This window comes from Pigmentiphaga sp. H8, from assembly GCF_003854895.1.
In the GTDB taxonomy this organism is placed as follows: Bacteria; Pseudomonadota; Gammaproteobacteria; order Burkholderiales; family Burkholderiaceae_B; genus Pigmentiphaga.
On the sequence record NZ_CP033966.1, the window covers coordinates 3,315,525 to 3,331,521 of the forward strand.

The 15,997-nt window shown below is 69.9% G+C and carries 14 protein-coding genes; 6 read left to right on the forward strand and 8 right to left on the reverse strand.

All coding sequences use genetic code 11. The features are described from left to right. The first annotated feature begins 36 nt into the window (after window positions 1–36). The 6 genes from EGT29_RS15680 to EGT29_RS15705 all read left to right on the forward strand — a co-directional run bounded on the left by EGT29_RS15680 (window position 37) and on the right by EGT29_RS15705 (window position 7,132). A complete protein-coding gene (locus EGT29_RS15680; protein ID WP_124689858.1) occupies window positions 37–2,193 on the forward strand; it encodes an ATP-binding protein in 2,157 nt (718 codons plus the stop codon). 10 nt (window positions 2,194–2,203) lie between these two features. Continuing rightward, the gene (locus tag EGT29_RS15685) at window positions 2,204–2,689 is read left to right on the forward strand and encodes a response regulator (RefSeq protein WP_124689859.1); all 486 of its coding nucleotides are present in this window, start codon (window positions 2,204–2,206) and stop codon (window positions 2,687–2,689) included. After that, entirely contained in the window at window positions 2,686–4,626 is a 1,941-nt protein-coding gene (locus tag EGT29_RS15690) for a response regulator (protein WP_238160010.1), read from the forward strand. The genes EGT29_RS15685 and EGT29_RS15690 overlap by 4 nt, the downstream gene beginning before the upstream one ends. Before the next feature lie 83 nt (window positions 4,627–4,709). Then, window positions 4,710–5,606, forward strand: a complete 897-nt coding sequence (locus EGT29_RS15695; protein ID WP_124689860.1) for a LysR family transcriptional regulator — start codon at window positions 4,710–4,712, stop codon at window positions 5,604–5,606. A 58-nt stretch (window positions 5,607–5,664) separates the two neighbouring features. Next, window positions 5,665–6,390: a fumarate/nitrate reduction transcriptional regulator Fnr gene (gene fnr, locus EGT29_RS15700; RefSeq protein WP_124689861.1), complete on the forward strand. Its 726-nt coding sequence runs from the start codon at window positions 5,665–5,667 to the stop codon at window positions 6,388–6,390. Window positions 6,391–6,400: 10 nt separating this feature from the next. Beyond that, a complete protein-coding gene (locus tag EGT29_RS15705; RefSeq protein ID WP_124689862.1) occupies window positions 6,401–7,132 on the forward strand; it encodes a SapC family protein in 732 nt (243 codons plus the stop codon). A 10-nt stretch (window positions 7,133–7,142) separates the two neighbouring features. On the opposite strand, the gene EGT29_RS15710 is transcribed toward EGT29_RS15705, so the two are convergent. From EGT29_RS15710 to EGT29_RS15745, 8 genes are all read right to left on the reverse strand, one after another. Then, on the reverse strand, window positions 7,143–8,102 hold the full coding sequence (locus EGT29_RS15710) for a LysR family transcriptional regulator (RefSeq protein ID WP_124689863.1): 960 nt from the start codon (window positions 8,100–8,102) through the stop codon (window positions 7,143–7,145). A 73-nt stretch (window positions 8,103–8,175) separates the two neighbouring features. After that, window positions 8,176–8,688, reverse strand: a complete 513-nt coding sequence (locus EGT29_RS15715) for a 2,4'-dihydroxyacetophenone dioxygenase family protein (RefSeq protein ID WP_124689864.1) — start codon at window positions 8,686–8,688, stop codon at window positions 8,176–8,178. Beyond that, window positions 8,685–10,430 (reverse strand): dihydroxy-acid dehydratase, encoded by a 1,746-nt coding sequence (locus EGT29_RS15720; RefSeq protein ID WP_124689865.1) that lies wholly within the window; start codon window positions 10,428–10,430, stop codon window positions 8,685–8,687. Before EGT29_RS15720 ends, EGT29_RS15715 begins: the two co-directional genes overlap by 4 nt. After that, window positions 10,423–11,421 (reverse strand): D-glycerate dehydrogenase, encoded by a 999-nt coding sequence (locus EGT29_RS15725; protein WP_124689866.1) that lies wholly within the window; start codon window positions 11,419–11,421, stop codon window positions 10,423–10,425. The genes EGT29_RS15720 and EGT29_RS15725 overlap by 8 nt, the downstream gene beginning before the upstream one ends. A gap of 37 nt (window positions 11,422–11,458) precedes the next feature. Beyond that, window positions 11,459–12,889, reverse strand: coding sequence for an aldehyde dehydrogenase family protein (locus EGT29_RS15730; protein ID WP_124689867.1), 1,431 nt, complete (start codon window positions 12,887–12,889; stop codon window positions 11,459–11,461). A 29-nt stretch (window positions 12,890–12,918) separates the two neighbouring features. Continuing rightward, the gene (locus EGT29_RS15735) at window positions 12,919–14,484 is read right to left on the reverse strand and encodes an acetolactate synthase large subunit (RefSeq protein ID WP_124689868.1); all 1,566 of its coding nucleotides are present in this window, start codon (window positions 14,482–14,484) and stop codon (window positions 12,919–12,921) included. Next, window positions 14,481–15,764 carry a 4-aminobutyrate--2-oxoglutarate transaminase gene (gabT, locus tag EGT29_RS15740; protein ID WP_124689869.1) on the reverse strand — a complete coding sequence of 428 codons (1,284 nt, stop codon included), beginning with the start codon at window positions 15,762–15,764 and terminating at the stop codon, window positions 14,481–14,483. The genes EGT29_RS15735 and gabT overlap by 4 nt, the downstream gene beginning before the upstream one ends. Next, entirely contained in the window at window positions 15,761–15,994 is a 234-nt protein-coding gene (locus EGT29_RS15745) for a hypothetical protein (RefSeq protein WP_124689870.1), read from the reverse strand. Before EGT29_RS15745 ends, gabT begins: the two co-directional genes overlap by 4 nt. Window positions 15,995–15,997: the final 3 nt, after the last annotated feature.

Sequence of the window (15,997 nt, forward strand, 5' to 3'; positions counted from 1 at the left end):
TACTATCGGGGTTCGCCCTCTTCGATCCCGAACCAGGTGCACCTCCCGAGTCCCGCGTCCGGCAAGGACATTCCGGCCGCGCGTGCGAGCGGGTCCACCCGCCCGCCGTCCGGCATCCAGCCCCACGGCTTCCTGCTCGTGCTCGACCGTGCCCGCGGCACGATCCTGCAGGCCAGCGCCTCCGTGCGACAGCACCTGAACGCGCCGCCGGCCGTGCTGCTGGGCCAGCGGCTGTCGTACCTGGTGCGGCCCGCCGACAGCCGCTTCCACGAGCGGCTGCGCGCCGCGACCCAGGCCGAACGCACGCCCCAGCACCTGGACACGGTGGCCTTCGTCGCCGTGGCCGGCCGCTTCGACCTGGTGGTCCACCGGTACGGCGGATCCATCGTGGCCGAGTTCGAACCCGTGGCGCCGACGGTCCGGCCGTCCGACCTGGGCGACTTCGTCGATCGCGCCCATCGCTGCCAGACCGCCGATGAACTGTGCGCCCTGGCGGTCGAACGCATTCGCAAGATGACGGGTTTCGGACGCGTGATCGCCTATGAACTCGACCTCGACGGCCATGGCCGCATCAACGCCGAACGGCGCGGCCGCGGCTATGCCTCGCTGCTGGGCCGGCGTTTTCCGGCCGACGACCCGTCGCTCGAGGCGCGCCGCGACGACCGTGCCCAACGCTTGAGCTACATCCCCGACACCGGCAGCGAACCCTCGCCGCTGGAACCTTCCCGCAACCCCGATACGGGCGCCTGCACGGACCTGAGCCTGGCCGGCCTGCGCGCGGCGCCGCCCGCGCTGCTGCACTGCCTGGAGAACGTGGGCGCCCGCGCGGCCATGTCGCTGCCGCTGATGTCGCAGGGCCGGCTGTGGGGCATGATCGCTTGCCATCACGCCCAGCCCCGGGCCATGCCGCCGGCCGTCCGTGCCCAATGCGACCTGCTCGTGCAGGTCGTCGCGCTGCAGATCGATGCCCGCCAGGCCCAGGCCGAAGCGGAGCGGCGGCACGAACTGCAACGCCTGATGGGTGTGCTGCTGGCCGCGATGTCCCGGCATGACAGCGTCCCCGCCGGGCTGGCCAGCATGCCGGCCCAACTGCTGGCGTTCGCGGATGCGTCCGGCGCGGCCATCGTGCATGGCGACGAATGCCTGACCTTCGGCCAGGCGCCCAGCCATCGGGCCGTGCAGGCGCTGGCGGCCCGCCTTGCGAGCACGGATGGCACCGGGCTCTTCCACACAGCCAGCCTGCCCGAGGCGGCGCCCGAATTCGCCGCGCTGCGCCGCGTGGCCTGCGGTGTGCTGGCCCTGCCGATATCGGAGTTGCATGCCAACTACGTGCTCTGGTTCAGGCCGGAGTGGACGCGCGGCCGCGCCCACCCGTGGGAACCCTGCGAGCTGGAAAGCGCGGCGGAGCTGCGTACCGCCATTACCGGCGTGGTGCTGCGCAAGGCCGAGGAACTGGCCGGCCTGGCCGACGAACTGGGCCGCATCAACCAGGAACTCGAAGCCTTCTCGTACAGCGTCTCGCACGACCTGCGCGCGCCGCTGCGCCATATCGCGGGCTACGCCGACCTGCTGCGCGAATACGAAGGCGCCCATCTGTCGGACCGCGGCGCGCGCTACCTCGACAATATCGGCGACTCGGCCCGCTTCGCCGGCAGGCTGGTCGATGCGCTGCTGACCTTCTCGCAGATGGGCCGCTCGGCCCTGCGGCCCTCGCAAGTGGACCTGGCGCAGGCGCTCGAGCAGATACGTCGCGAACTCGCCCCCGACCTCGACGGCCGCCCGGTGGAATGGATCATGGGCGACCTGCCGTCCGTCCACGCCGACGCCGCCTACATGCACCTGGCGCTGCGCAATCTGTTGTCCAACGCCATCAAGTACACGCGCGGCCGCGACCCCGCGGTGATCGAGATCGCCGCCGAACCGCGCCACGGCGGCCACGTCATCCATGTGCGCGACAACGGCGTGGGCTTCGACATGAAATACGTTGGCAAACTGTTCGGCGTATTCCAGCGTCTGCACCGCATGGAAGAATTCGAGGGCACGGGCATCGGCCTGGCCAATGTCCGCCGCATCGTCGAACGCCACGGCGGCCGCGTATGGGCCGAAGGAAGCCCTGGCCAGGGGGCGACCTTCTACGTGTTCCTGCCCGACGCCCCGCCCCCCGCCGCGACCGCGGCCGACCTGAAGGAGTGAGACCCCCGTCATGCTCAAGCCCATTCTGCTGGTCGAAGACAGTCCCCAGGACCTTGAACTGACCCTGATCGCGCTCGAAAGAAGCCAGCTCGCCAACGACGTGGTGGTCGCGCGCGACGGCGAGGAAGCCGCCGACTACCTGTTCCGGCGCGGGCATCATCAGGACCGGCCGGCCGGCAACCCCGCGGTCATCCTGCTGGACCTGAAGCTGCCCAAGATGGACGGACTGGAACTGCTCCAGCTCATACGCGAGGACCGTGGGCTACAGAACGTGCCCGTGGTCATGCTGACCTCGTCCAGCGAGGAAAGCGACCTGGTGCGCGCCTACGACCTGGGCGTCAACGCCTACGTGGTCAAGCCGGTGAATTTCCCGGATTTCGTACGCGCGATCGGAGAACTGGGCGTATTCTGGGCGGTGTTGAACGAGCCGCCTCCCGGCTCTCTGCGCCGCGCCGCCGGCCGCGGCAACCGCGACTCCCGGAGCCTGCCCACGTGAACCCGCCCGCCATGCGCGTCCTGCTTGCCGAGGACGATCCCCACGATGCGGAACTGACCCTGGAACGCCTGTCGATCGCGGGACTCAGCGTGGAGAGCGTGATCGTCAACAACGAGGCCGACTTCATCCGCGCCCTGGACGGCGGGAACTTCGACCTCGTGCTGTCCGACTTCCACATGCCGGGCTTTCCGGGCAGCGAGGCGCTGCGGATCGTGCGCAGCCACCCCAGCGCGCTGCCCTTCATCTTCGTCTCCGGCGTGCTGGGCGAGGAACACGCGGTCGACATGCTGAAGGAAGGCGCGACCGACTACGTGCTCAAGCAGCGCCTGGAGCGCCTGCCCATCGTCGTGAGGCGGGCCCTGGACGAAGCCCGCGAACGGCGGTCGCGGCACGATGCCGAGCGCCGGCTGCGCGAGAGCGAAACCTATTTCGGGCAGTTGATCGACGCGCTGCGCGATTACTCGGTGGCCACGCTGTCGCTGGACGGCACGATAGAAAGCTGGAATCGCGCCTCGGAATGGCTGTTCGGCTATCCGGCCGAAGAGGTGATCGGACGGCCCGGCGACATGTTCAACCTTCCGCCCGAGCCGGGCCAGCCCGAGCCCGGCTCGCTGCGCCAGCAGCTCGCCGACATCGGCACCGGCAACAGCCTGGCCGAGGAGCGCTGGCTGATGCGCAAGAACGGCGCCACCTTCTACGCCTCGGTGGTGACCACCGCCATCTTCGGCAACGGCGGCGCCGTGCACGGCTTCTCCCGCATCGTGCGCGACATGACCGACAGCCGGGTCGCGGCCGACCTGCTGCAGATGGCCAAGGAACAGGCCGAGGCCGCCAACCGCGCCAAGGACCGGTTCCTGGCCGTGCTCTCGCACGAACTGCGCACGCCGCTGGGGCCCATCTACGCGGCGGCGCAGGCGCTGGACCTGCGCCAGGACCTGGCCCCCGAATGCCGCCGCAGCGTCGAACTGATCAAGCGCAACGTCGAGGTCGAGGCTCGCCTGATCGACGACCTGCTGGACATCTCCAAGATCGTCAACGACAAGCTGAGCCTGCGCCTGGAACCCACCGATCTCGTTGGCATCCTGAACGGGATCGCCGAGATCTTCCGCGAGGAAGCCGCCGCTCGCCACATCGAGCTGCATTACACGCCCCTGCCCTACCCGGTCATCGTGCAGGCCGACCCGGCCCGCCTGCAGCAGATCGTCTGGAACCTGCTGAAGAACGCCATCAAATTCACGCCGCGCGGCGGCGAGATACGCGTCACCATGTACCAGCCGGTGCCGGGCAGGATCGCGGTGGACGTCTCGGACACGGGCATAGGCATCCCCCCGCAGGCCCTCAAGCGCATCTTCGATGCCTTCGACCAGGGCGAGGAAGACGCCGCCCAGTCGCGCGGCGGCCTGGGGCTGGGGCTGGCCATCGCCAGCTCGCTGGCGCAGCGCCACGGCGGCACCCTGAGCGTGCGCAGCGACGGCCAGGGCAAAGGCACGACCTTCACGCTGACGCTGGACGACCCGGCCAGCGGCTCCCTGCACGCCCCCACCGAGGAGACCCTTCCCGTGTCCGCTCCCCTGGTCCGCCCCGCCACCATCCTGCTGGTCGAGGACAACATCGATACCGCCGAGGCCATGCAGTTCCTGCTGGCCGAATACGGCTACGAGGTCGAGGTCGCGGAAAACGTGGCGGCGGCCTGCCGCTGCGTCGACGCCAGGCGCTACGACGTCCTGGTCAGCGACATGGGGCTGCCCGACGGCGACGGCATCGACGTGCTGCGGCGCTACGCTCCCCAGCCCGACCAGATCGCGGTCGCGCTCACGGGCTATGGCATGGAATCCGACGTGCGCCGCTGCCTGGACGCCGGCTTCGCCTTCCACCTGACCAAGCCGCTGGACATCGACCAGTTGATCCGCGTCCTGCAGCGCGACCCCCAGCCTTGATACCCCGGCGCTACCGTCGGTTTTTAAGGATGGGCTAAAATCGGGCGCAAATTATTTACTATTTTGCATAAATCGCCCGTCCCATGGACCGCTTCAAGCAGATCGAATCCTTCGTCTCGGCCGTCGTACGCGGAAGCCTGTCGGCCGCGGCCCGCAGCGAAGGCGTCGCGCCCGCCGTCATCGGCCGGCGCATCGATGCGCTGGAAGCCCGGCTGGGCGTCAAGCTGCTGATCCGCACCACGCGCAAGATCTCGCTCAGCGCCGAAGGCACGGAATTCTTCGAGGAATGCCAGCAGATCCTGCAAACGCTCGAGAACGCCGAGAACAGCGTGGCGGCCGGCGGCGAACATCCCAAGGGGCATTTCCGCGTCACCGCGCCCGGCGGTTTCGGCCGGCGCCACGTCGCGCCCCTGCTGCCGCGGCTGCTGGATGCCCATCCCGGCATCACCGTGACACTGGACCTGAGCGACCGGCTGGTGGACCTGGTCAACGAAGGCTATGACTGCGCCATCCGGATCGGCGACCTGGCCGACTCCAGCATGGTCAGCGTGCGCCTGGCCGACAACCGCCGCATGGTCGTCGCCGCGCCCGCCTACCTGCGCCGGCACGGCACCCCGCAGCACCCCACCGACCTGGCACGCCACAACTGCCTGTCCTTCGGCACCGGCGTCAATCAGGCGCGCGGCTGGCTCTTCGCCGTCGACGGCAAGACGACACCGCAGCGCGTATCGGGTACGCTGGAATGCACCGACGGCGCCGTGCTCCATGCCTGGACGCTGGACGGACGGGGGCTGGCATGGCGATCGCTGTGGGAAATCGAGGACGACCTCAAGGAAGGCCGGCTGGTGACGGTGCTCGACGAATTCGCCGCGCCCCCCAACGCCATCTACGCCGTGTATCCTCAGCGCAAGCATCTGCCGCTGCGCGTCCGGGTCTTCATCGACATGCTGCGGCAAAGCTACGCCAAGCGCCTGCCCTAGCCTTCCCGGGCTGGCGCCCGCCCAGGCCGCCGCGGCCGGCTCAGAACAAAGACACGCCATGACCAAACGCATTCCAGTTACCCCAGACTCCGTACGCTGCTCGACCTGCGGGCTGGGGCAGTTCTGCCTGCCCGTGGGCATGGCCGCGGAGGACGCCGGCCGCATGGACGAACTGGTGCAGCAGCGTGTGCGGCTGGCCCGGGGCGAATCCCTCTTTCGCTTCGAGGACGGCCTGGACGCCGTCTACGGCATCCGCTTCGGCACCCTGAAGACCTATCTCGAACTGGCCGACGGCCGCCAGCAGATCACCGGCTTTCACCTGCCTGGCGAAATCGTCGGGCTGGACGGCCTGGGCCGCAACAGCCACGCCTCGACCGCCATCGCGCTGGAGGACAGCGAGGTCTGTGTGATCCCGGTGCGCGACCTGTCCTCGCTGGCCAACCACCTGCCTTCGCTGCAGCGCCAGCTCATGCGGCTGATGAGCCGCGAAATCGAACAGGACCAGCAGATGCTGCTGTCCCTGGGCACGATGCGCGCCGAGGAGCGGCTGGCCGTGTTCCTGATCAGCCTGTCGGAACGCCTGGCCGCACGCGGCTATTCCTCGTCGGCCTTCGTGCTGCGCATGAGCCGCGAGGAAATCGGCAACTTCCTCGGGCTGACCCTCGAAACCGTGAGCCGCCTATTCTCGCGCTTCGCCAAGTCCGGCGTGCTGCGCATCCAGCAGAAGCAGGTCGAGATCCTCGACATGCCGGCGCTGCGGCGCCTGGCCGGCCCCCATTGCTAGCAGGAAATCGATGACCACCTCCCCCCAGGCGGGCGCCAACGCCCCCATGTTCGCCCAGGCCCGCGCCCTGGACCCGCAGCGCCACGCCCATCTGCGGTTCGACCGCCAGGCCGGCTACGCCTTCGCGCGCGGCCAGACCGCGGTGCCGCTGGTGGCCACGGAGTTCGCGATGGCGGCGCGCGACCTGCCCATCGTGTTCGCCGGCGAGGAGCAGATGCCCATGGCGGTGCTGGGCCTGCGCAACGCGCAGAACCTGATGGTGGACGACGCGGGGCGGTGGCGGCCCAGCCGCTACATTCCCGCGCACCTGCGGCGCTATCCGTTCATCCTGCAGGAAGATCCGGCCAGCCAGCGCTACGCGCTGTGCGTGGACGAGGACGCCGAACACCTGCGCAGTTCCGCCGCCGATGCCCAGCCCCTGTTCGAGGGTGGGCAGCCCGCTCCCGTGGTCGGGGAAATGCTGCAATTCCTGGGAGAACTCCAGGCCGGCCTGGCCATGACGCGCGACTACGTCGCGGCCCTGCGGGCCGAGAACCTGCTGATCCCGCGCCAGGTGGCCGTGGACCTGCAAGGCGGCGAGCGCGTCACGCTGGATGGCTTCCTGGTCGTTGACGAGACCCGCTTCGACCAGTTGCCGGACGCCACGGCCGCCGCGTGGATGCGCAAGGGCTGGCTGGCCATGACCTACTTCCATCTGCAATCGCGGCTGAACTGGGGCCACCTGGTCACGCTGGCCGGCTAGCCGCCGCGCCTCACGCCGCTTCCGGACACACCGGCGGCGTCGGGCCGGCTCCCACCTTGCGCAGGCTGGCGCCTATGTGCAGGTCGGCGATCTGCCGGCGCAGCCAGGTGTTGGCGCTGTCATGGTGGTAGCGCGCATGCCAGAACTGGCGCATGTGCGTATGCGGGGTCTGGAAAGGCAGCCGCGACCAGGTCGCCCCGGCCGCATCGTCGGTGATGGCCTGGGCGATGACCTCGGGCACCGTGACGATCAGGTCCGTCTGCGCCAGGATCTTGGGCAGCACCAGGTAGTTGGGCACGCGCAGCGCCACCTCGCGCCGGTGCCCCTGCTTGCCCAGTTCCTTTTCGATCTGCAGGTCGGTCTTGTTGGCCGTCACCACCAGGTGCCGTGCCGCGAGGTATTCATCCAGCGTGATCGCCTCGCCCGCCTTGCGAAAGCCGTTGCCCATCACGCAGACGTGCTGGTCGACGAACAGGCCCTGCTGGTAGAAGCCGCTCTGCAGCTCCTGCAGGTTGCCGACCGCGAGGTCGGCGTCGCCGTTCTCCAGCGCCGCCCGGTAATGCTCCCGGCTCAGGCTGCTGACCTCCAGGCTGATGCCCGGCGCCGACGATTTGAAGCGCGCCACGAGCTGCGGCAGCACCAGGAACTGGGAAAAATCGGACATCAGCAGCGTGAAGCTGCGCTGGCTGGAGGCCGGATCGAAGCCGCTGGCCTGCTCGAAACCGTTGCGCACCAGCTCCAGCGCGCGCAGCACGCTGCCCGCCAGTTCGGACGCATACGAGGTGGGTTCCATGCCGCCCTGCGTGCGCACGAACAAGGGGTCGTTGCATTGGTTGCGCAAACGCAGCAGGGCATTGCTCATGGACGGCTGGGACAGGCCTACCCGTTCCCCCGCGCGCGTCACGTTGCGCTCGAGATAGAGCGCCTCGAAGACCAGCAGGAGATTCAGGTCGAGCTTGTTGATGTCCATGGCAGCATGACTATATCCGCCGGGTCCCGAATAGACAATGCGGGCCCCGGCTTCCGACTGAACCCGGAAGCGGCTAGCGGATGAACCGCCGCACGTAGTCCTCGCCCAGGCCCACTTCCCGGTAGTGGCGCCTGCACATCTCGATCTTGCTGAACACGTCCTCGTAGCCGATCTGCATGCCCTGCTCGTCCAGGTAGACCATGGCGCCGCTGACGTTGAAAAAGGTGATCATCTCGTCGTGCTCGGCATTCGCGTCCACCGTCAGGGTGTGGATTTCGCCGGGCGGCTCGAACACGAAGCGGCCGGCCGAGGCCACCCAATCGTGCTCCAGGTAGCGCCAGGAGCCCTTGATGACGTAGCCGAACACCGGCGCGGGATGGATGTGCCGGCTCAGGACGCCCGAACGGCGCACCCGCAGCAGGTTGCACCAGCCGCCGCCCAGCGTGTTCAGGAACAGCGGACGGAACCAGACGTTGGGCGCCTGCGGCACCCAGACGCGCTCGTCGGCGGGGATGGCGTCGATCGCGATCTCGGGCAGGATGCCCGGCAGTTGCGCCAGGGGCTGGGCGAACACGGTTCCGGTCATGCCGGGTCTCCTTGCCGGCCATCACCGGCATCGTCGGGGCGCGCCGATGCGCGCAGGAAATCGAAGTCGCAGCCATGCTCGGCCTGCATCACGTGCCGCTGGTACAACCACTGGTAGCCGCGCTGCGCCATCGGCCGCGCGGGTGTCCAGCCGGCGCGGCGGCGCTCCAGCTCGGCCTCGTCCACCAGCAGGTCGATCGTGCGCCGCGCCACCGACAGGCGGATCGGGTCGCCGTTCCTGACCAGGGCCAGCGGACCGCCCGCCGCGGCCTCGGGCGAGACGTGCAGCACCACGGTGCCGTATGCGGTACCACTCATCCGAGCGTCCGAGATGCGCACCATGTCGCGCACGCCCTGGCGTGCCAGTTTGGCCGGGATCGGGATGTAGCCGGCCTCGGGCATGGCGGCCGCCAGCGGCCCGGCATTGCGCAGCACCAGCACGTCGTCGGGCCGCACGTCCAGGTCTTCGGCATCGAGCCGCTCGGCCATGTCCTCCAGGGTGTCGAAAACCACCGCCCTGCCGGTATGCTCGAACAGCGCTTCGTCCGCCGCCGCGCGCTTGATCAGCGCGCCGTGGGGCGCGAGCGAACCCGACAGGGCCAGCAGCCCGCCCTCGGGCTTGAGCGGTTGGGCGCGCGGCCGGATCACCGCGCGGTCCACCCAGGCGTCGCGCTGCGCGTCCAGCAGTTCGCCCACCGTGCGGCCGGTCACGGTCAGGCAGTCCAGGTGCAGCAGCTCGCGCAGTTCGCGCAGGATGGCCTGCACGCCGCCGGCCGCGTACAGGTCCTCCATGTAATGCGAACCCGTGGGCTTGAGATCGACCAGTACCGGCGTCTCTTCCGACAGCCGGTTCAGCCGCGCGGCGTCCACCGGCAATCCGAGCCGTCCGGCGATTGCCGTCAGGTGCAGGACCGCGTTGGTCGATCCGCTGATCGCCAGCAGCACCCGCAGCGCGTTGTCCACCGCCTTGCCGGTCACGATGGCGTCCGGCCGCAGGCCGTCCCGCGCCAGCCTGACCGCCTGCGCGCCCGAGGCCTCGGCGGCCCGCAGGCGATCGGCGTGGACCGCCGGAATCGCCGCCGTGTGCGGCAGCATCATGCCCAGCGCCTCGGCCACGCAGGCCATGGTGCTGGCCGTGCCCATGACCGCGCAGGTCCCCGCCGTGGTCGCCAGGTTGCCTTCGATCGCGCCGATCTCGCCGGCGTCGATGGCGCCGGCGCGGTAGCGGCCCCAATGCCGCCGGCAATCGGTACAGGCGCCCAGGCGCTCGCCGCGATGGCGGCCCGTCATCATGGGCCCGCCCACCAGCTGGATGGCCGGGCATCCGGCCGACAGCGCCCCCATCAATTGGGCCGGCACGGTCTTGTCGCAACCGCCCACCAGCACCACCGCGTCCATGGGCTGGGCACGGATCATCTCTTCCACGTCCATGGACATCAGGTTGCGAAACATCATGCTGGTCGGATGCAGGAACGGCTCGCCCAGCGAGATGCTGGGAAACTCCATGGGCAGCCCGCCCGCGGCCAGCACGCCGCGCTTGACCGCCTGGATCAGCTCGGGAAAATGCCGGTGGCAGTTGTTGAACTCGCCGCCGGGATGCGCGATGCCGATGACGGGCCGTGCCAGCGCCTCGCGCGTGTGCCCCATGGACAAGGCGAACGAGCGGCGCAGGAAGCGCGCGAACTCGCTGTCGCCGTAGTGGGTCAGGCCCCGGTCCAGGCCTTGGGGCGGCTCGTCATGCATGGACCGCCCCCAGACCGTCGCGCACGGCGGGATTCACCATGGCGCGAGGCTGCCGTCCTCCCAAGGCATCCAGCAGGTTGGCCACCGCCAGTTCCATCATCGCGCGCCGCGTCTCCACCGTGGCGCTGCCCGCATGCGCCTGCAGCACCACGTTGGACAGCGCGCACAGCGGACTGGCGGGGTCCAGCGGCTCGCGTTCCATCACGTCCAGCCCGGCTCCCGCGATACGGCCGTCCCGCAGCGCCTGGACCAGCGCCGCCTCGTCCACCACCGCCCCGCGCGCGGTATTGATCAGATAAGCCGAAGGCTTCATGGCCTCGAACTCGCGCATCCCCACCGAGCCGCGCGTCCCGGCGGACAGGGGGACGTGCACGCTCAGGAAATCGGACTCGGCCAGCAGTTGATCGCGCGAGCGGTAGGCGGCCAGCCCCTCTTGCTCGGACGGCGTGTCGCGGTTGCGATTGTGATAGATCACCCGCATGTCGAAGGCCTGCGCGCGCCGGGCCACCATGCGGCCGATGCGGCCCATGCCCAGCAGCCCCAAGGTCTTGCCCGCCAGGTCCGCGGTCAGCGGCGCGGGCCCCCGCATCCAGGCGCCCCGGCGCACGTAGGCGTCGCCTTCCACCATGTCCCGCGCCAGGCAGATCACGAAGCCCATCGTCAGGTCGGCCACCGCGCGATCGAGCACGCCCGGCGTATTGCAGACCAGCACGCCTCCCCGTGTGGCACGCGGCACATCGACGTTGTCGTAGCCCACGGCGAAATTGGACACCACCTTGACGGCCGGCAGCGCCTCCAGCGTGGCGGCGTCCACCGGGGTGCGCACCGTGCACAGCACGCCGCGCGCCATGGCGCGGTCGGCGGCGGATACCGCCTCGTCCAGCCGCTGGCCCGTGGGTACGTCGACGATCCTGCAGGCCGCCTCGATGGCCGCGCGCAGGTCGGGCGGCACGGGAGCGCTGACGATGACAGTGGGCAGGGATTGCGGCATGGCACTTCTCCGGATCAGATGGACGCTCATCCGGCGCTCAGGCCAGGGTGTACGCCGTTTTCACGGTGGTATAGAACTCGGCCGCGTAACTTCCCTGCTCGCGCGGGCCGTAGCTCGATCCCTTGCGGCCGCCGAACGGCGCATGCGGGTCCACCCCCGCCGTCGGGCAGTTCACCATCACCATGCCGGCCTGGGCATGCCGCTTGAAATGCGTGGCGTGCTTGAGCGAGGTCGTGCAGATGCCCGCCGACAGGCCGAACTCGGTGTCGTTGGCCAGGGCCAGCGCTTCGTCGTAGCCCGCCACCGGGATCACCGCCGCGACCGGTCCGAAGATTTCCTCGCGGCAGATGCGCATGTCGTTGGAGCAGTCGGTGAACAGCGCCGGCTCCAGGTAGTGGCCGTCCGTGGCGCGCGCCACCCGCCGGCCGCCGTGGGCCAGCGTGGCGCCCTCGTCGCGGCCGATGCGCAGATATTCCTCGTCCTGCTGCAACTGGCGCGCATCCACCACCGGGCCGATGTCGGTGCCCGGCGCCAGCGCGTCGTCCACGCGCAGCGCGGCCATGCGCTCCTTCATCGCCCGCACGAAGCGGTCGTGGATGCCGCGCTGGACGATCAACCGGCTCGATGCGGTGCATCGCTGCCCGGTCGAGAAAAAGGATCCCTGGACGGCGCACTCGACGGCCTGGCCCAGGTCGGCATCGTCCATCACGATCAGCGGGTTCTTGCCGCCCATTTCCATCTGCACCTTGGCGAACCGCTGCGTGGCCGCCCGCGCCACCTGCCTGCCGGTCGCCACCGATCCGGTGAAGCTCAGTGCGTCGATGCGCGCATCGTCCAGCATGGCCTGCCCGACCACGCTGCCGCGCCCCATGACGAGGTTGAAGACGCCCTCGGGCAGCCCGGCACGGCTGATGATCTCGGCCAGTGCCCACGCGCTGCCGGGCACCAGGTCGGCCGGCTTGAAGACCACCGCGTTGCCGTATGCCAGCGCCGGGGCGATCTTCCAGGCCGGGATGGCCAGCGGAAAATTCCACGGCGTGATCAGCCCCACGACGCCCACGGGCTCACGCGTGACCTCCACGTCCACGCCGGCCCGGGCTTGCGGCAGGCGGTCGCCCCGTACCCGCAGCGCCTCGCCGGCGAAGAAGCGGAAGATGGCCGCCGCGCGCGCCGCCTCGCCCACGGCCTCGGGCAGGGTCTTGCCCTCTTCGCGGGCCAGCAGCCGTCCCAGTTCGTCCTTGCGCCGCAGAAGCTCGATGCCGATGGCATCCAGGCATTCGGCGCGCTGTGTCGCGCTGGCCAGGCCCCACCCGGGTGCCGCATCGCGCGCCGCGCCGATCGCCCGCTCCACCTGCGCCGGCGTGGCGTGCGCATATTCACCGACCAGATCGCTCACGTCGGAAGGATTGATGTCGCGCGTGGCGTCCTCGCCTTCCAGCCATTGCCCCGCTACGTAGTTCGCATGCATGTCGTCGATTCTTACGTGACTGGCGCCGCTCAAGGCAGCATGACCTCGATCAGGCGCGGTCCGCGTTCGGCCATGGCGCGCCGGAACGATCTCCGCAGCTCGCTTACCGTCGTCGCGCGTTCGGCCTGCACGCCGAAGCCCGCGGCCATGCCCTGCCAATCCAGCTCGGGACGCGACAGTTGCAGCAAGTCGCGCACCGGCGGCGACGCAAGCTCGTAGCCGTTGCGGCGCATCTCGTCGATCAGGATGTTGTAGCGGCGGTTGGAAGCGATGAGGATGGTCGCGTCCGCGTTCTCGCGCGCCATCGACCACAGGGCCTGCACCGTGTAGAGCGCGCTGCCGTCCGATTGCAGGCCCACGACCTTGCGGTCCGGCGCGGCGACGGCGGCACCGAACGCGGCCGGGATGCCCTGCCCGATCGCGCCGCCGGTCAGCACGATGCTGGCATGGCGCGAGGTCCGCGCGGCGATGGCGTTGAAGGGAAAGGCCAGGGTCTTGCCCTCGGCCGAGATGATGGCCTGGTCCGGCAGCCAGGCGGCCACCACGCGCGCGGCGCTCTCGGGCGTCAGGTTCTCGCCCAGGTCCTGGTCGGTCACGCGTTCGACCGTCTCCAGGCCGCGCCGGGCCAGTTTCAGATCATCGGCCAGGGCCGCCAGCGTGGCCGCGCCGCCCCGCCCTTCCTGGCACAGCTCGACCATGCGCGCCGGATCGCCCAAGTAGCTGGGGTAGCCCTCCACGCCGAAGAACGCCACCGGACGCCGCGCGCCGACCAGCGCCACGAGGTCGAAGCCCAGCAGATAGGCATGGGCCTGTTCGGCCGCGGGATTGAAGCGGCGGATGGCCGGCAGGCCGCCGCCATGTTCGCTGCGCGCGGGGAAGGTCTCACCCACGACCTCGACGTTGGCCAGGCCCCGGAACCGCAGCGCCTCCATCAGCGCCGGCTCGTGCAGGGCGTCGCCTCCCAGCAGCAGCAGGATCTTCCTACCCGCGGCGACGTGGGCCGCCACCTGTTCGACCAGGCCGGCATCGAGCATCGCCGGCGTATCCGGCGCGCGGGCGGCGAAGACCGGCTCGTCCATCGCCGTCGCCTGCAGGTCCATGGGCAGGATCAGGGTATGGATGCCGCCCTGGGGCGCCATCGCGTTGGCCAGCGACTGGCGCACCGACATCACCAGCGAGGCCGGCGAATCGGCCCGGTAGACGCCGGCCGACACGGGCCGCGCCAGCGACTCGATGTCGCTGGCCAGCGGCGGATCGGCCTCCACATGCCACGACATGTGTTCGCCGATCACGTTGTAGACCGACGAGCCGGCGCGCCGGGCGTTGTGCAGGTTGGCGATGGCGTTGGCGAAACCCGGGCCGAGGTGGGTCAGCGTCATCGCCGGCGTGCCGCGCATGCGGTAGTAGCCGTCGGCGGCGCCCGAGCACACGCCTTCGAAGGCGCACAGGATAGGCCGCACCTGCGGCACGGCATCCATCGCGCCGACGAAGGGCAGCTCGGTCGTGCCGGGGTTGGCGAAACAGACCTCGATGCCCGAGGCGGCGGCGCTGCGCAGCAGCCATTCGGCGCCGGTCTGCCGATCGGAAGCGTTCATGCCACCATCTCCTGCCGCGTCGCCTCGGCCAGCGCCTCGTCGATGATGTCCAGGCCTTGTTCGAACACGGGCATGGGGGTATTGAGCGGGAACAGGAAACGGATCACGTTGCCGTAGCTGCCGCACACCAGCAGGATCAACCCACGCGCCAGCGCGTGCTCGCGCACGGCCTGCGCCAGCGCCGCCGAGGGCCGCCCCTGCTCGTCCAGCAGCTCCATGGCCAGCATGGGCCCGAGGCCGCGCACCTGGCCGATGCAGCGATGCCGGGCGCGCGCCGCCTCCAGCCGCTCGCGCATCGCGCGGGCCAGCCGGTTGCCGGTCTCCAGCAGGTCTTCCTGTTCGAACACGTCCAGGACAGCATGCGCGGCGGCCACCGCCAGCGGCGCGCCGGCATAGGTGCTGCCCAGGCCGCCCGGCGCCACCGCGTCCATGACCTCGGCCCGCCCGACCACGGCCGACAGCGGCATGCCGCCGGCCAGGCTCTTGGCCACCGTGGTCAGGTCGGCCGCCACGCCGAAATGCTCCATCGCGAACATCGCGCCGGTACGTCCCATGCCGCACTGGATCTCGTCGGCGATCAACAGCATGCCATGCCGGTCGCACAGCGCGCGCAGGCCTCGCATCAGCGCCCGCGGTGCGGGCTGGAAACCGCCCTCGCCCTGCACCGGCTCGATCACGATGGCCGCCACGCGCGCGGCCTCGACGTCGTAGCGCAGCAGGTCCTCCAGCGCGGCCAGGGAACGGGCCACCGCCTCCGGCGTATCGGCGGACGGGAACGGCACGCGGTAGACGTCCCCCGGGAAGGGACCGAAGCCGGTCTTGTAGGGCGCGACCTTGCCGGTCAGCGCCAGGCCCATCATCGTGCGTCCATGGAAGGCGCCCGTGAAGCCGATGATGGCGGTCCTGCCGGTGGCCGCGCGGGCGATCTTGACCGCGTTCTCCACCGCTTCCGCTCCGGTGGTGAAGAAGACCGTCTTCTTCGCGAAGTCGCCCGGCACCAGCGCGTTCAGGCGCTCGGCCAGCGTCACGTAGGAAGCATAGGGCACCACCTGGTAGCAGGTATGCGTGAAGCGCCGCGCCTGCTCGACGATGGCGGCCTCTACCCGGGGATGCCTGTGGCCAACGTTCAGCACGCCTATGCCGCCGGCGAAATCGATGTAGCGGCGGCCGGCCTCGTCGGTCAGCTCGCTGCCCGACGCCTGCGTGGCATAGATTTCGGTCACCAGGCCCACGCCCCGCGGACAGGCCGCGTTCTTCCTGTCGGTCCAGCTAGCGGTCACGACCCCTCTCCTTGTTGATGGCCGTCGGCCAGGCCGACGATGTCCTGCGCGAACACGGTCCGTTCGTCATCGCCGACCAGCTCCGGCTCGGACGGGTGTTCCACGTAGCGGCAGATCAGCCAGACGCCGTCCTGCGGATTCTCGATCAGCTCGACGATGGCGCCCTCGTTGGTCCGCAGCCGGGCTCCCGGCTTGATGTCGATCAGATTCAGCGCGTTGTGTCCGCTCATGCT